Source organism: Paraperibacillus esterisolvens, from assembly GCF_046237625.1.
GTDB lineage: Bacteria > Bacillota > Bacilli > Bacillales > DSM-1321 > Paraperibacillus > Paraperibacillus esterisolvens.
This window is the reverse complement of sequence record NZ_CP143545.1, coordinates 3904777-3920571: the sequence shown is the minus strand read 5'-3', so window position 1 is coordinate 3920571 and position 15795 is coordinate 3904777. Positions and strand designations below refer to the sequence as shown.

The following is a 15795-nucleotide window of genomic DNA, read 5'->3' as shown; positions in this document are numbered from 1 at the left end:
AGTTGCTAATGAAAGAGACGCAGAATAAACTGAAAAAAGAGAGAACGAGAAAGGTGCTGGATACACAATGAGACAACCGGAACTTGCCGAAGAACTGAAAAATTCTCTTGAATCGGATTATGGCTGGGAAGTCCACTCCATCCAGGCCTCCGGACAGGGTGTGGAAAATATCGTTTTTGCTGTTATCGAAAAAAACAAGGGATTATTTGCAGTGCGCACACCGTATCCGGCGGGAGAGCAATCAGAGGAAAGAATGGCAGAGGGCAGGGCTTCCTTGGAGAAGGAATTTCAACTGTGCCGGCACTGTGCAGGAAACGGAATCCCGGCTCCCCTGATGCACTTTCTGCATCTGTCACCCGAAATCAGCTATCTGGTGACAGAGTTTATGGTGGGAGATGAAAAAGCCATTCCTGATAAGGACATCGGGACTCTTGCACGGAGGATACATAAGATACCGGTTGAAGGGATTCCCGCTTTCAGCCATTCCCGGAATACCGCATCCCATATTGCTTTGAGAATTTCAAGGCGCCTGGAACAATTACGAAAAAAAGGCAATACCCTGCCGGATTTCCTTCCTGTAAAGAAATTGGAGAGCATGCTGGCGGAAGACAAGACTGAGACCGCCTTATTGCACCTCGACTTACGCCCCGCAAACATCATCGGGTGCAACGGGAAAATAAAAGCCCTTTTTGACTGGGACAACGCCTTGATCGGCAGTCCCGCACTAGAACTGATGCGGATATTCGAATGCGGGGAGCTTGCTGCAAACGCCTTCCTAAAAGGATACGGCAGCACTGACTTCCTGAGGCAAATACCAGAGACGGCCCTGCTGTTATACCGCCTGGATGCAGCCTTGATGCTCGCTGTGGTGTTTTTGGTCGACCTTAAGGAAGAAGAAAAAGGGAAAATCTCTTTATCCAGAGTAAAAGAACTGATCTATGAAGTAAGAGGGCTCGCGATTTGAGGGAGCACGAAAGGAAATGGTCATGAATATAGAGATCGAGAAAACCCTGGAACTCCTGCAAACCATGAGGACCGGAAGCCGGACGATACTTGGCATTGACGGGCTGAGCCGCTCGGGGAAAACGACGCTGACAGCTGGTCTTGGCAGGGAACTCGACCGAAGAGGTATTCCCCATCTAATTCTTCATATCGATGATTATATCGTGGAGCGGAAGAGGCGCTATCGAACAGAACATGCGGAATGGTACGAATACTATCATCTTCAGTGGGATGTGGACGGTCTGAGGGAATGCTTATTTAAGAGACTCCGCACTGCTGCGGAATTAAAGCTCCCTTTTTACCATCCTGAAAAAGATGAATGCCGGATGGAAAAAGTGAAGATTCCTTTGGAAGCTGTCATCATCATCGAAGGAGTATTCCTGCAGCGAGGGGAGTGGCGGGAATTTTTGGACTGCACGGTATTCCTCGACTCCCCGCAGGAGATCAGGTTTCAGCGGGAAAGCTCAGAAACCAGGGAGAATATGGCGAAGTTTTTGAACAGATATTGGAAAGCTGAAGAGTATTATCTGGCCTGTGAGAAGCCGGCAGAGGGTGCAGACCTGATCCTGGGAGGCAGTGGGCCGCAGGAAGATGTGCTTCTGCCATTGGAACATAGAGATAAGGAGACAGCACAACAAATTCTTGAGGTGCAGCGCCCGGCTTATGAGGTGGAGGCAAATCTAATCGGCTTCTGGGATATTCCGCCGCTTAAGGACAATGTGGAAACCATCATGAACACAAATGAAGTATTTCTCGGCCACATGGAGGGTACCAGCCTGGCAGGCTTTATCTCTTTTAAGGAAAGCCGGGAAGAAGTGGACATCCACCGGCTGGTTGTTCATCCCCGCTTTTTTAAAAGGGGAATCGGGAAAAGGCTGCTTACAGCTTTAATAAAGCGTGCAGGCGGAAGGGTTATAAAGGTATCGACCGGAGCGGAAAATATGCCTGCACTAGCCCTTTATAAAAATCAGGGATTCACAGTGGCACATGTAAGGGAAGTGGTGCCGGGGCTTACGCTTGCGTTTTTGGAAAAATGGTGAGCCGGTATAAAAAAGGCCGCCCGGAGATGGGCGGCGTATACGTGAAGCATTTATAGTAACAAGATGGCTTTTTTGATCAATGAGATATCCTCCAGTATTTCATTCTTCATTCTGCCATCTTTGCAATCACGATATTCACAAGACAGTCGCTGAAGTTCATGCTCGAATATGCGGATTTCATTGAAGTTTTCCATATTAAATAAGTACCCGGTTTTTTGGAAATAAAACTAAAAAAAGGCAGCTTCCTTTTGCTGACTGCCTTCCGTCGTCTTATTTAAGCCACTTGATGATTGTTATCTTTGTGCCTTTGCCGACAGCCGATTCAATATCAAACTCGTCCATCAATCTCTTGACTCCGGGAACCCCGGCTCCAAGGCCGCCGGAGGTGGAATATCCATCCTCGAGCACCTTTTTGATGTCAGGTATGCCAGGTCCTGAGTCAACGGCGGTGATCCGGATCCCCGATTTACCGCGTTCATGACAGTGTTCCATTATGATTTTTCCAGAACCGGCGTAAAGATAGATGTTGCGGGCGAGCTCTGAAATGGCTGTTGTAATCCTCACTTGATTCACTGTACCGAACTTAAGGTTTCTGGTAAACTCTCTGCCTTTTTTCCTTGCTTCCACAATGTCCATTTCCTGCTGAATCAAAACGGTGACGGTATCATTCATAGTGAAATCACTGAATCAGCTTTCAGTAATTCGATTCCTTTTTCAAGGTCCAGGGCAGTTTGTATGTTAGGAAGGGAAATGCCAAGTTCGATCAGTGTGATGGCAACAGCAGGCTGTATGCCGGTCAGCACAACTTTTGAGCCCATCAGCTCTGCCATGCATACCATATCGCCGATGATTCGGGCGATATATGAATCTATTATATCCAGCGAAGTAAGATCAAGCACTACGCCAGTCGCACTGGTTTCATGTATCTTCTTCAATAAATCCTCCTGCAGTTCAACTGCACTTTGATCATCCAGTGATACCTGAACTGAGATCATAAGCAGGCCGTCTAATTTTAATATAGGGATTCTCATTTATCCAAAACCTCCTAAGGCAAATACGTAAAATGTAAAAAAGCCAAAGAGAAGGAAGACGCTCCCCCTCTTTGGCTTATGTCTAGTCCAATGCCCAGTTCATTACTGCCAAAATTATTCGGAATGTATAAAAGTATGACCCGCTGAGGAGTCTTGTATGGTTCAAGTCTTTTTCATTAGCCCGGGCTTGATATCCCGGTCTCAGATGCATTATATAATAATTGGAAGAAGATTGAAAGGTACAAAGTGCATAAATCCCATGAAATACTGCGCTTTTGGGATTTTTTTTGCCCCCATTGTCAACATTAGCTGTTATATTAATAGTAAAATTGTTTCTTAGGGAGGATACAGGGATGGATCGGGTGTTCAAGCAGTTTGGCAGAATGATTATTGATAAAAAAGAAGAGATTGCAGGAACGATCCATTCGGCCGCAATGGCAGGCGTAACGTTAACAGAACAGGAAATGCAGGAGTTTTCTATGATAGAAGGGCGAATTCTGGAACTCCGTGCTGAGTTTGTTTCTTTATTTGGGGAAGCCTTAATGGAATTCCAGGCTCCCGAAAAAGCAGAGAAAAGAGTAAATCAGTGGGGAAGAGAAACTGGTGAATACTTTTTCAAACTGGGTGCACCGCTCGATGCAGCCTTGAAGGAAACACGCCTCTACCGTACATTCATCTGGAAGGTAATAGAGAAGGAGGCTGTGCTGCAGGGGACGTCGCCGGCAGCGGTCTTCAAGATGATTTCGATCATTGATCCGCTCTTGGATATGGCGGTTCATTCTTTCAGCTTGAGCTATGTGGAAAATCATCAAAGGACGCTCGAAAATGCTAAGAATGCTTTTCTGGAACTATCGGTGCCTGTTGTTCCGCTGACCCGGGGGGTGGGAATCCTGCCGCTGATTGGCAATCTGGACACAGAGCGGGCGGGACTGCTGATGGAGGAAACGCTTCAGCGGGCTTCGCAGCTAAAGCTATCCTATCTTATCATGGATGTATCCGGTGTGATGATCGTGGACACGATGGTCGCCGATCAGCTGTTCAAGGTCATGGATGCCCTGGCGCTGACAGGTGTTAAAACCATCATTACGGGTGTGCGCCCTGAAGTGGCCCAGACCATGGTGAGTCTGGGGCTGAAGCTTGATGAACTGGTAGTAAAATCGACTCTTGCGCAGGCTATTGATCATATCCAAATACTAAAGGGATGAGTATTTCTCATCCCTCTTTCCTTACACATTCGGCTTCTCTCTAGGAACGCACTGTTCTTTAGTAATCCCCGCTTTCTGCCCCAATTGACCGACCCCAAGGCGTCAAAAAATGTATAAAACGGGAGGAGCTGTTCTAAATGGTGCAGTTTCCGGATGCTTCCGTCGTATTCTTCAGTTAATCAATCGTTTGATTAAAGTTTTAAAGGCCAGATAATTGGGAGATTTCCCATGACTTTTTCCTATAATAATGTCTGCTAATCTATTATAATTAAAAATACGTATTTTTCCGATACTCGTGCTGAAATGCAGCATGATTGCATTATTTACTAAAAATGGAGGGACGCTCGGTGCCGCAAGACTCATTAGCCAGAGATGCCAATACTGCCAGAAGTCTAAGACAAAAGCCGGCAAAGACGAAGCATAAAGAGGTCAAGCGTAAAAAACGGCTAGCCGTGGAGCTGCTGACATTGTTCTTTATGATAGGACTGCCTGTTATCACCTTGATTGTGTCGGAGTTCATTGTGAGGGACGCCTTGACGCTTTCCTTTTCCGACTGGACCAGTCAATTTACCCAGCGTTTTGGATTGAATATCCTATTGATGCTCAGCACTTTCGGGTTGCTGTATATCCTGCCAAGGCGTTTCTATATGATGACGAGCGTGCTGTTAAGCTCGCTGCTGATCTTTTTTGCCGTTGCCAATAAAATGAAGCTGGTTCTCCGGAACTCTCCCATTACGGTGGGGGATTTTGCCCTGATCAATGAACTGCAGGGCCTGGACGGGGCCGTTGAGATCAACAAGCTGCTTGTGATCGGCTGCATCACGGGACTCGCGGCGCTTGTGGCGGGAATCTTCCTGCTTCCGCGGATCAAAGAGCAGTGGCTGATCAAGTCTGCCGTATTCCTCGGTTCGCTTGTGTTTTTGGTTATTGTCTGGACAGACAAGCCCTTTTCACCGATGGACAAGGCGGAATTTCAGAATACCTGGTGGCGCCAGGAGCTCGGGACCATGCAGAACGGACTGTTCGGTAACTTTGCCCTGCTCGCTAAAAATTATCAAATTGAGCCGCCTAAGGGATATTCCCGGGAGACGATTCAATCCATCGGCGAAAAATATAAGCCGGCCGCAGCAGCTGCGGATGGCAAGAAGCCGAATGTCATTTTCCTAATGAGTGAGGCTTTCACCGATCCGCTTCACTTTGGTAAGGAACACTTTACAGAGGATCCGATTCCTAATTTCCATAAGTTATACGGAGAATCACTCCATGGCACCATGTATTCGCCTGAGTTTGGCGGAGGGACCGCGAATGTTGAGTTCGAGGCAGTCACGGGTCTCAGCCGCCAGTTCCTGCCGGACAACACGATTGCCTATCAGCAGTACATTAAAAAGCCGCTCCCATCCGCTGCCTATTCCTTCCGGGAAGCAGGCTATCATGCCACGGCGCTTCACCCGTTTTACGGCTGGTATTATCAGCGCCAGTCCGTGTATAAGATGCTCGGATTTCAACAGTTCATCACCGGTGAGTTCATGGATCTTGACTATGAGAACGGTTCTGGCCACGGATATCCGAAGGACAGAGTGATGACCGATACGATTCTTGCCCAATTGGACCGTACGGATGAACCGGACTTTATCCATGCCGTTTCGGTAGAAGCGCATCAGCCGTACAGGCCGATTGCCGACTCCAAGTTCCTGAAGAAGGGGACAATACCGGATGTTACAAGGGGATACCTGAACAGCTATACAGAATATATGCACAGTGTGGATATTCAGCTCGGACGGATGATTGATGAGCTGAAAAAGCGGGATGAGCAGACCATTGTTGTGTTCTGGGGAGATCATTATCCTACCTTTGGAAACAATGCGGCTGTCTATGGTGCCCAGGGGACAGGGATTGCCAATAATATGCTGGGGAACTTCAATGATTTCCTGAATACCCACAGTGTTCCTTACTTCATCTGGCAGTCTGAGGGCAATGCCCCGGCAGCCTTGAACCTGTCACCGAACCAGTTTGGCGCCATTGCAATGGATATGGCAGGAGTCAAGGGAAATACTGTCACCGCTATGCTTGATGAGATGCGGCAGAAAGGCCGTGCCGCAATACCATACCTGAAATATCAGAAGCAGATGGGCGGCGTGTCACAGGAAATGAACGACCTAAAAATGCTGCAATATGACCTGCTTCATGGCAAAAGATATGCGGATGCAGAAATCAAAGGCTTGAAGGATTCACCTGACAATGACTACTTCCTGGGCATCATTGATAAAATGACGTTCAAAAAAGTTACCATTGACTCGGATGCTTATGAAATATCCGTTTACGGGGCACCTAAATTCGCCAAGCTCATCGATTCCGGCGGGGATATTGTGCCGTCCGAATGGACCGGCAATAAAAATGACATATCGACCTTTAAGATTAAGAAAAGCGATATCAAGGCAAAAGAGAAATACCGCTTAGCTGTGTTCGATTCCAATGGAAATATTCTGAGGAAAACGAAGGAGCGGCAATTTAAGCATTAAAAGAGAGCACCCGGCTGAAGACCGGGTGCTTTTTTTCATCTGTTTCCTTTTATATCGCACCATAGGTCACCTACTGGGTAACGGAAAATTTCCGCCTATAGGTTCGAAATTAATCTCAAGTTTGCAGATAACCGGAAAACCTCCACTTAAGGTTCTCCAGCCTTTCGTTATCATATTGTGTCTTTTTTTCCTTTTTTATCTGATTAAGAGTGATCATTAAACCCGTTAGCCCCGCAGCAAAGGAAGGGGCATTTTTGTTCACAAGCATATTCACATATATAACCGGTTGCCAGCAATAGCAGAGATTAGCCTGCCCTTACATTAAAAGTGGATTAATCCTTAAATCTTAAACTTATATTTCACATTCCCAGCCTGAAATGCTGCAGTCTAAGTGCCAATTAATGCCGGCCCCGGGAACTGGGAAATAGAGGACTGTCCCCCTTAGGAAAGAAAATAGGTCTATTCACTTATGTTTTAGATTGGCAATTGTAGGATAATGGGATAGTGATTTTTGAATATAGGAGTATAATGGAAGTTATGAGGTTAGTAAGTTATGATTTTGAATAATCTGGAGGGTATTCATGTTGAGTAAATTTGGTAGGTTGATGGCACCCTTGGCTTTGGCGGGAACACTGGTTTCCCTTGTTCCGCATGCTGCTTTTGCAGATGAGAATGCGGACCGGAGGCAAAAGTCTTTTTTTTCAGCAGCAGAAGTCCGTCCCCTGACCAGCAAGAATACGCCGGCCGGAGTGAATGATAGAGAGGCATTGATCAGTTCAACTAAGCCTGTAAATAACCTGTTAAAAGAATATAAATTAGAGCTTGTTAAGCAGTTTAAGAGCGGTCCTAAGACGATGTATGTGGTCAGGGTTCCTGAGAATAAGAATTATAATCTGTTCTTAAAAGCGGCGGAGAGGCATCCGGGTGTCACTTTGGCTGAGCCGAATTATGTGAAGAAGCATCTGGCTGCTGCGCTGCCCAATGATAAGTATGCTGCGAAACAGTGGTATTTACCGAAGCTTGGGATCCTTGATGTATGGAACACATATAACTTTAAGAATTCTGTAACGATTGCGGTTCTTGATACAGGTGTGAACTATACTCATCCAGATCTTAGGGGCGGACAGATTCTTCAGGGATATGATTTTGTGAATAAGGATGCCGATGCGCTGGATTATGTCGGACATGGTACGGCTGTTGCCGGCGTGATTGCGGCACAGGCGGAGAATAATATCGGGATTGCTGGAATAACTGCGAAGAACCCGAATATAAAGATTCTTCCTGTTAAAATAGCCGACGATCAAGGCGCCGAATTGGCGAATTTGATCCGGGGGATCGATTTTGCCATCAAAAAGGGTGCAGATATTATTAATATCAGCTTTGGCAGTGATCAACCGAGCCAGGCTGAGTATGAGGCGGTCCGGCGGGCTGTGGATAAGGGGATCCTGATCGTCGCATCTGCAGGCAATGAAGGCCTGGAAAAGCTTCCTGTGTGCTTTCCGGCTGCCTATCCTGAGGTGCTGAGCGTCGGGTCCACAGATTCCAAGGATAAGCGCTCCGTATTTTCGAATGCCGGAGAGGCCCTTGATATTGCGGCACCTGGGGAGGATATTGCGGTTACAACGAGCCGTGGCGGCTATGCATTGCAGGCTGCAGGGACCTCTTTCTCAGCGCCGATTGTGAGCGGGCTGGCCGGATTACTTCTGTCTGCCGACAAAACGCTGAAGCCGTATGAGCTCGAATATATGCTGGAGCGCTCAGCGTACAAAATCCCAAGCTATCCAAGCCTTTGGAATACATACACCGGTTATGGACGGGTGGATGCGGTTAAAGCATTCCAGATAAAGAGGCCGAGCCTTGCTAAGGACAGCGGGGACACACGTGAATCTGCGAGGCCAGTAGCTGTCAATAAAAGCTATCCAGAGAAATATGACACGCCCCTTGATATGGACTGGTATGTACTGAAATCAGCCAGGAGCATGAAGGTCAGGGTGGATGTGTCACGGGTTGCTTATACGGACTCCCTTGTCTGGACAGACCGGCTGGTGAACGGTAGAGTGGCGGATGAGAAGGAGCATGATTCCAAAGGAATGAGCCTGGGTGAAAGCTTCACCATGGATGTGAAGCCCGGAAGCAACTATATCCAGATTTTCGAGAAATACAGCCATTTCTCTCCTTACGCTTATACTATTAAGTTTACTGAACTGGATACCACTCCGCCTCCGGCACCCTATGTTTATCCGGTGACGGTTAAATCGACAGTCCTGAAGGGGAAAGCAGAAAAAGGCTCTACCGTCCGCTTGTATTATGGAAAGAAACTGCTGCGCACCATGAACGTCTATTCCGCCGGCACCTTCCAGACTACCATTCAAAAACAGCCGGCCGGACGCGTATTCACAGCCGTCGCAACTGATAAAGCCGGCAACAAGAGCAAACCAACCCAAATTACATTCAAAAAATAATAGGGGCAGTCCCTCATTTACCATAAAGAAAGCAGGCCGGGTGCGGCCTGCTTTCTTTTTTCTGCCGGAAAATAGGGGCAGTCCCCTTTTTCCAGGTTATTTCCCATCTTCCTCTTCGTCGGGCAGGATGAGGCCGAGTTTGTCGGCGTCTTCGATTTTGTAGCTGATGAGTACATATTGGTAGATGCCGGTTAAGAAAAAAGCAAGCCTGCTGCGGCCTGCTTCCGGTTTGTGTGCTGTGAAATAAGTTCTCCTGTTTCTCTGTATTCACGCAGCCGGCTCATTTTAATGGCAGTTTGGCCATTCGGTTAAGGCGGGAGCTGAAGTAGTAGAGGTAGTTGTCTTTGATGTAGACGTTTTTAACGGCGCTTGCGACGACTTTGGTGAGGCTGGTGCCGTTTGTTTTGATCTTGTACAGTTTTTGGCCGTCGGCAAGATGGATGAAGTAGATCCAGTCTTTGTATATGTGCAGGGAGTACATTGGGATGTTCGCGATTTTGGTATTGCCGGTACCAGTTATGGTTTTGCGGTACAGCTTGTAATCGGATTTGCCGTTATAAAAGATGTAATTGTTATAGCGGACGGCTTCTGGCAGGGTGTACAGCCAGCTGTACCCGGCTGACACGGCTTTCGGATAGTTTCCGCGGGTCCAGATGTGATCATCGTCGAGCCTGTTGTCAGGGACCAGGAAATAATTGTAACTGAGCACAGGCTGAAGGTCCTTGGCGATTGGGTCATCATATGTAGCGTCCAGATGATAATATTTTCCGCCCACCCTGACAAGGTTCCAGGAATGCGGCTGATCGGTACGTCCATTCACCTTGACCGCCCATATCCCCGCTTTATTCAGCAAGAGCATCATGGCCTTCGAATAGCCGTCACATACGGCACTTTTTCCAATCAGCGCTCCATAGGCCGAGAAGGCTGAATCCGGCAGAGTGTTTCTGTCGTAGTTCTTCACATCATAGGCGGTGTTATTCACCACATAATCGTGAAGGTAAAAGACCTTTTCCAGCTCTGTTTTCTTCTTTTTGGCTTCCGCCGTGATGCCATTCACCTTGGCATTGAACTTCGTTTTCATGGACGCTATCTGGCTTTTCGAATATTTATAGGTTAATAACAGATAGGCGTTGTCGTCTCTTACCTGCACCCGGAAGCTGTAAGGTGCGTAGAACAGTTCCGGCCGCTCGGTCATCACCTTTTCATAGGTGCGCTTAACATGGTTAAAATCCGTCCCTCCCCTGCCCAGGGCAATCGAAGTCTCCGCCTTGGTTATTCCCGCAACTATTGCATTATAGACAGGATCCGAGGCCGCCTCAGCCCTGCCAAAAAAGAGGCCCGCAGCAAGCACGGCAGTCAGGCAGAATACGATCATTCTCATTCTTTTCATTTTTACCTCCCACAGTCATGTAAATCCATAGAGACGCCAGGAAAAAGGTCCTGCTCAATGCCTATGGTAATATATTACAACAATTAAAATATTTACATATTATGATATAATTCTACTAGTAAAACACTTATTGGTAAATTAGGAGAGACGATAAAAATGATCACTAGAGTAAAAGAACTGTTCAATGACAGTTCCAAAGACCTGAAAAGATTACATAAGCAGGCTGCTCAGGTAAATAAGTTAGAAAATCAATATGAAAAGCTGTCTGATGAGGACTTGAAAAATAAAACCCTGGAATTCAAGGAGCTGCTGCAGTCCGGGAAAAGGCTTAAGGACATCCAGTCACAGGCGTTCGCAGCGGTAAGGGAGGCTGCCCGACGTGTTATCGGGCTGCGTCATTATGATGTCCAGCTGATCGGCGGTTTTGTGCTGAATGAAGGAAGCATAGCCCAGATGAATACTGGGGAAGGAAAGACATTGGCTGCGACGCTCCCGAGCTATCTCCACGCCCTGGAGGGGAAGGGTGTGCATATTATTACGGCCAATGAGTATCTGGCCCGCCGCGACAAAGAGCTGATGGGGCAGATTCATGAGTTCCTCGGCCTGACTGTCGGCCTGAACATCACCGGCATGGAGCCGCAGGAGAAATTTACAGCTTACCAGGCGGATATCACTTACGGAACCGGCACAGAATTCGGCTTCGATTTCCTTCGCGATAATATGGTCCATAACATCGGGGACAAAGTTCAGCGGGGCCATCACTATGCGATCGTGGATGAAGTGGATTCCATCCTGATTGATGAAGCGAAAACGCCGCTTATTATTGCGGATAAGGACAGCGAGGGTGCTGAATTATTTTACATAACAGCAGATCTTCTGAGCCGCTTTGAGCAGGATGTAGATTATGAGCTGTTCAGCGAAACCAGGCAGACATTCCTGCTCGATAAGGGTGCTGCCAAGATCGAGGAAGCCTTTGGCATAGATAACCTGTATGATGCCGACCATCAGGAGCTTCTGCATCATATCATGCAGTCGCTCCGTGCCCAAGTTGTGATGAACCGTGATGTGGATTATATCGTCAAGGACGGAAAAATCGTGATCATTGACGGCTTCACAGGCAGGATGATGGAAGGGCGCACCTTCAGCGAGGGCCTTCACCAGGCGATTGAAGCCAAAGAGGGGCTGGAGATTTCTGAAGAAAATGAGACAAAGGCCACCATCACCATCCAAAATTACTTCCGCCTCTACGGCACACTTTCCGGCATGACAGGCAGTGCCACACCATCAAAGGCTGAATTCTGGGAAACCTACAACCTGAAGGTCGTGACCATTCCAACGAACAAGGACGTTCAAAGAGTGGATGCGGACGACCTGGTCTACAAAAAAAAGGAAGATAAAATCAACAAAATCGTTTCAGAAGTGGAGCGCCTCAATGACGAGGGACGGCCCGTGCTGATTGGAACCACATCCATCGCCCAGTCTGAAACACTTTCCGGCCATTTGAAAAAGGCTGGAATCAAGCATCAGATTCTGAACGCTAAAACAGAAGAAGATGAAGCAAAGGTCATTTCCATGGCAGGGCAGAAGGGCCGGGTAATGCTTGCGACCAATATGGCGGGCCGCGGGACGGATATCATGCTCGGCGAGGGTGTCCGTGAGCTTGGAGGACTTCATATCATCGGCACCGAGCGCCATGAGAGCAACCGGATCGACATGCAGCTGAGGGGCCGTTCGGGGCGCCAGGGAGACCCGGGCAGCACGCAGTTCATCATTTCCCTCGAGGATGACCTTTTCACCTATTATGACGAAGAGGAAAAGCAGAAGTTTGAGAAAAAAGTGAAGACAGACGAAACAGGACTGGTTTTATCGCCGGATCCGCTTAAATATGTGAAAAAAGTGCAGGAAACCATTGAAAACATGTTCTACTCCTCCAGGAGCCACCTTTTGAAGCTTGAGAACGTCATGGATGAGCAGAGCAAGGTAGTGTATTCCATGCGCAACCGGATCCTTGTGCTTCCGCCTGCTGACATGTTCTCTGAGCTCCTCGATTATCTGGAAGGACATGTGCGCGCGGTGTTCGACAGAGCTTTCCCCGAAGATCCGGAGCAGTGGAACCAAAAGGGCCTGCTTGAAGAGCTGTCCCACATTTTCCTTAGCCTGGATATAACCTTCGAACAGATTGATGATTTGGAGCCTGCTGAGGCGGAAGCGCTGCTCCTGCCACAGCTCCAGAAGCTGAAGCAGTTCGTGCTCAGCCTGCAGGGAGATGAAGAACTTGGCCGCCAGCTGAAGCAGTTCATGCTGCAGCAGATTGACCATCACTGGATTCAGCACCTGGAGACGATGAATCATATTAAGGACGGCATGCAGCTCAGAAGCTACGGCCAGGAAAATCCTTATATCCTGTTTGAAAAAGAGGCGCTGCATGAGTTCAGGGGCTTAATGGTGAATATTGAGTCCGGAATCACGCTCCGTTTCATGGAATTTGTAAAAAGTCAGTTTGAGGTTGATGAGGCAGCGGCAGATGAGGAAGAAGGAGAACTAGAAGATGGCACTTTTTAAACTTAAAAAGAAAAAAGCGGAAGAGAAGCCTGTAGAACAGCCTGCAGAAATCCGGGAGACACCGGCCGGAAGCGGGGGAGTCAAGACATCCATCCACTTCCACCCGGATCTTGAGATGAGTGCATCCGAGAGCTATGTATTCCGGTACAAGCATCAGCAGCTGGAAGGCCTGGAGCCGAACCAGCTCTCCATCACCGGCATCAAGCTGACCGAGTTCTTCGGGGATCTGGTTGTCACCGCCTTCCTCAGGAACACCGTCTCAAAGCCGCTTGGAATCGGCCAGGCAGACCTTTTGCTCCTCGACAAAGAAGGGCGTCCGTTCGCCAGGCAGCAGTTTGACCTGACAGATCTTGGTGAACTGCCCCCTATGTCCTGCACACCTTGGCGGTTTTTGTTTATCAGTGACAATGTACTGATTCCGGATATACCGGGAGATGGAGATGGATGGACCCTGGCGTTCGAACTGAAGCAGCCGGCAGACCAGGAGTCCCACATACTCGATCTTGATGCAAGCTGGGAGGATCAGATTTCCGAGCTGCAGCGTGAAAAACTTACAAGCCTTGTCAAAGGGCTGCCGAGCCTTGCTGCAGGCGAGGTCAACTTCATGGGAATCGAGGCAGCTGCGGCGCCGGATGGTGCTCTTGCAGTGACCGTGCTGATCCGCAATGGAAGCGACCGGGGCATCAAGCTCGAGCAGATTCCGCTTCAAGTAGAAGACGGGGCGGGCGATATCATCTGCCGCGGCGGATTCACCCTGGATAACTTTGAAGTGAAAGCCAATACCAGCAAGCCGTGGACCTTTGTTTTCCCTGCCTCGGTTATGCTGAAGCAGAATCCGGATTTAAGCAGCTGGACGGTATATCCGCCAAAGGGCGAATAGCATACAGCAAAAAGGCATACAATCGGAGAATTGTATGCCTGCTTTTTTAGTTGAGAAACGAATCAATCGCTGCACTGTTCACGGTCTCATCGTATTTCAGCACATCTCCGAATACAGGTACCCGCTCATTGGTAAAAGATCCGGCAACAGGCAGTGAGATTGTCTCCGTGATTTCCGGACGGTGGACCAGGAAATCCTTAAGATAGCCGATGCCCTTAAGGTCGCTTATATTGGTTTCAATGTAGGGGTGGATTGTGCCTAATAGCTTGGGAGCTTTCAACATCCCGTTTGTACTCAGGATTTCATTAGAAACAAGCTTGATGACCTCCTGCTGCCGTTTGACTCTGCCAAAGTCACTCTGGGCATCATGGCGGAAGCGGGCATAGCCCAGCAGTTCCTTTCCATGCAGCTTCTGAATGCCCGGCTGGAGGGAAACGCCGATGTTTTTGCTCATCGCCTTTTCTACATTCACTTCAATTCCCTCAGGCGCCAGGGTGTCGACCACTCTCTCAAAGCCTTTAAAATCAACCGAAACATAATACTGGATGTCGATTCCGAAGTTCTGCTTGATCGTCTGGCGTGTCAATTCCGGGCCGCCGAGCAGATATGAGGAATTCAGTTTTTTATAGCCTTCGTATCCTGGTATCTGTACATACATATCGCGCATAAGCGAAACCATTTTTACCAGATTATTGTCCGAGTCATACTGGGCAATGATCATGGTATCGGAATTGGAGCCATTCTGCTTTTCCCGTTTATCGACGCCCAAAAGGAGAACATTGGTCTTTCCCTTAGGACTTTCCTGGCCGTTGAATTCGGCAGCGGGGTCTTCGTTTTTGACAGAGTGATCCGCCATGCTTAACTGTCTGCCCGAGTAGTATTGGTATGAAGCGTATGCTGCGAGGCTGATAATGGCAGTCAACAATACTGCCAGGAAGTATTTCACTTTCTTTTTGAGTGCTTTCTTTTGCTTCCTAGTCCGGCTTTCCATAAATTCTCTTATCCTCCGATAATTTTTTTCACATAGTATAAATTTAATCACAAATTTCTATTTTTTCATATAACGGTTTGATTACAATTATAGAATAGGGGGAGATGAGGATGGAAATGAGGCAGGTAAGAAAAGAAGAATACAAACTCACGGAGGATTTTGTGTATGAAGTGTTCAAGCATACCAGCTATTCTGATGGTCGATTGGAGAAGGCGCTTGTCAGGGAAATCAGGGAAAAGCCCTATTATCTCCCTCAGTTTGATCTGATGATTGAAGCGGACGGCTCGCTTGCCGGGCATGTGATGCTCTCAAGGTTTCCGATCGGCGGCGGGCAGGGCGGGGAAGTTTTGATGCTCTCGCCGGTATCGGTGGCAGCCAGCAGGCAGCGCCAGGGAATCGGCCGGCATATGGTTGGGACGGCCCTTGAAATAACCGCCCGCAGGGGGTACAAGGCCGTAATCGTGGAGGGGGACTATCGCTATTACCGACAGTTTGGTTTCAGGACTTCCACCGAATTCGGCCTGCACGCCTCCAAAAAAAACCTGCCTCCTGCGCCCGAATACCTCATGGCCATGGAACTGTGCCCAGGGGGTCTCGCCTCTATCTCGGGTGAGGTGGACTACTCCATCTACCAAGCGCTCACACACTAAAAAACACTAACCGCAGGCAATAGCAGTTAGTGTTTTTCCTTTGTGGAATAAACGGGAAACAGG

General features: G+C 48.2%; 12 protein-coding genes and 1 pseudogene. 9 read left to right on the top strand and 4 right to left on the bottom strand.

What is annotated here, in order from left to right; genetic code table 11:
• Window positions 1–67 precede the first annotated feature (67 nt).
• The 3 genes and pseudogenes from V1501_RS19780 to V1501_RS19770 all read left to right on the top strand — a co-directional run bounded on the left by V1501_RS19780 (window position 68) and on the right by V1501_RS19770 (window position 2042).
• Window positions 68–964, top strand: a complete 897-nt coding sequence (locus V1501_RS19780) for a phosphotransferase family protein (RefSeq protein ID WP_409290584.1) — start codon at window positions 68–70, stop codon at window positions 962–964.
• 22 nt (window positions 965–986) lie between these two features.
• A pseudogene (locus V1501_RS19775) lies at window positions 987–1571 on the top strand (kinase); the annotation flags it as partial.
• 24 nt (window positions 1572–1595) lie between these two features.
• Complete coding sequence (locus tag V1501_RS19770) at window positions 1596–2042, top strand: GNAT family N-acetyltransferase (protein WP_409293470.1); 447 nt, start codon at window positions 1596–1598, stop codon at window positions 2040–2042.
• A 270-nt stretch (window positions 2043–2312) separates the two neighbouring features.
• Here the strand turns inward: V1501_RS19770 and V1501_RS19765 are convergent, their stop codons facing one another.
• Complete coding sequence (locus V1501_RS19765; protein WP_409290583.1) at window positions 2313–2714, bottom strand: anti-sigma regulatory factor; 402 nt, start codon at window positions 2712–2714, stop codon at window positions 2313–2315.
• The gene (locus V1501_RS19760) at window positions 2711–3073 is read right to left on the bottom strand and encodes an STAS domain-containing protein (protein ID WP_409290582.1); all 363 of its coding nucleotides are present in this window, start codon (window positions 3071–3073) and stop codon (window positions 2711–2713) included. The genes V1501_RS19765 and V1501_RS19760 overlap by 4 nt, the downstream gene beginning before the upstream one ends.
• A gap of 353 nt (window positions 3074–3426) precedes the next feature.
• On the opposite strand from V1501_RS19760, the gene V1501_RS19755 reads away from it, so the two are divergent.
• The 3 genes from V1501_RS19755 to V1501_RS19745 all read left to right on the top strand — a co-directional run bounded on the left by V1501_RS19755 (window position 3427) and on the right by V1501_RS19745 (window position 9259).
• Window positions 3427–4278, top strand: coding sequence for an STAS domain-containing protein (locus V1501_RS19755; protein ID WP_409290581.1), 852 nt, complete (start codon window positions 3427–3429; stop codon window positions 4276–4278).
• 347 nt (window positions 4279–4625) lie between these two features.
• Entirely contained in the window at window positions 4626–6797 is a 2172-nt protein-coding gene (locus V1501_RS19750) for an LTA synthase family protein (RefSeq protein WP_409290580.1), read from the top strand.
• A 581-nt stretch (window positions 6798–7378) separates the two neighbouring features.
• Window positions 7379–9259, top strand: coding sequence for a S8 family serine peptidase (locus tag V1501_RS19745; protein WP_409290579.1), 1881 nt, complete (start codon window positions 7379–7381; stop codon window positions 9257–9259).
• Between the two features lie 280 nt (window positions 9260–9539).
• On the opposite strand, the gene V1501_RS19740 is transcribed toward V1501_RS19745, so the two are convergent.
• The gene (locus V1501_RS19740) at window positions 9540–10649 is read right to left on the bottom strand and encodes a DUF5050 domain-containing protein (protein ID WP_409290578.1); all 1110 of its coding nucleotides are present in this window, start codon (window positions 10647–10649) and stop codon (window positions 9540–9542) included.
• A gap of 156 nt (window positions 10650–10805) precedes the next feature.
• Here V1501_RS19740 and secA2 point away from each other — a divergent pair, with 156 nt between their 5' ends.
• A complete protein-coding gene (gene secA2, locus V1501_RS19735; protein ID WP_409290577.1) occupies window positions 10806–13211 on the top strand; it encodes an accessory Sec system translocase SecA2 in 2406 nt (801 codons plus the stop codon).
• The gene (locus V1501_RS19730; RefSeq protein ID WP_409290576.1) at window positions 13198–14091 is read left to right on the top strand and encodes an accessory Sec system S-layer assembly protein; all 894 of its coding nucleotides are present in this window, start codon (window positions 13198–13200) and stop codon (window positions 14089–14091) included. The genes secA2 and V1501_RS19730 overlap by 14 nt, the downstream gene beginning before the upstream one ends.
• A 46-nt stretch (window positions 14092–14137) precedes the next feature.
• On the opposite strand, the gene V1501_RS19725 is transcribed toward V1501_RS19730, so the two are convergent.
• A complete protein-coding gene (locus V1501_RS19725) occupies window positions 14138–15082 on the bottom strand; it encodes an LCP family protein (protein ID WP_409290575.1) in 945 nt (314 codons plus the stop codon).
• A gap of 110 nt (window positions 15083–15192) precedes the next feature.
• On the opposite strand from V1501_RS19725, the gene V1501_RS19720 reads away from it, so the two are divergent.
• Window positions 15193–15732: a GNAT family N-acetyltransferase gene (locus tag V1501_RS19720; RefSeq protein ID WP_409290574.1), complete on the top strand. Its 540-nt coding sequence runs from the start codon at window positions 15193–15195 to the stop codon at window positions 15730–15732.
• The last annotated feature ends 63 nt before the right edge of the window (window positions 15733–15795 follow it).

Excerpts from the sequence above, each read along its gene's own strand:
- V1501_RS19780 (WP_409290584.1), top strand. The coding sequence starts at position 68 with ATGAGACAACCGGAACTTGCCGAAGAACTGAAAAATTCTCTTGAATCG.
- V1501_RS19765 (WP_409290583.1), bottom strand. The coding sequence starts at position 2,714 with ATGAATGATACCGTCACCGTTTTGATTCAGCAGGAAATGGACATTGTG.
- V1501_RS19760 (WP_409290582.1), bottom strand. The coding sequence starts at position 3,073 with ATGAGAATCCCTATATTAAAATTAGACGGCCTGCTTATGATCTCAGTT.
- V1501_RS19755 (WP_409290581.1), top strand. The coding sequence starts at position 3,427 with ATGGATCGGGTGTTCAAGCAGTTTGGCAGAATGATTATTGATAAAAAA.
- V1501_RS19745 (WP_409290579.1), top strand. The coding sequence starts at position 7,379 with ATGTTGAGTAAATTTGGTAGGTTGATGGCACCCTTGGCTTTGGCGGGA.
- V1501_RS19740 (WP_409290578.1), bottom strand. The coding sequence starts at position 10,649 with ATGAAAAGAATGAGAATGATCGTATTCTGCCTGACTGCCGTGCTTGCT.
- secA2 (WP_409290577.1), top strand. The coding sequence starts at position 10,806 with ATGATCACTAGAGTAAAAGAACTGTTCAATGACAGTTCCAAAGACCTG.
- V1501_RS19730 (WP_409290576.1), top strand. The coding sequence starts at position 13,198 with ATGGCACTTTTTAAACTTAAAAAGAAAAAAGCGGAAGAGAAGCCTGTA.
- V1501_RS19725 (WP_409290575.1), bottom strand. The coding sequence starts at position 15,082 with ATGGAAAGCCGGACTAGGAAGCAAAAGAAAGCACTCAAAAAGAAAGTG.
- V1501_RS19720 (WP_409290574.1), top strand. The coding sequence starts at position 15,193 with ATGGAAATGAGGCAGGTAAGAAAAGAAGAATACAAACTCACGGAGGAT.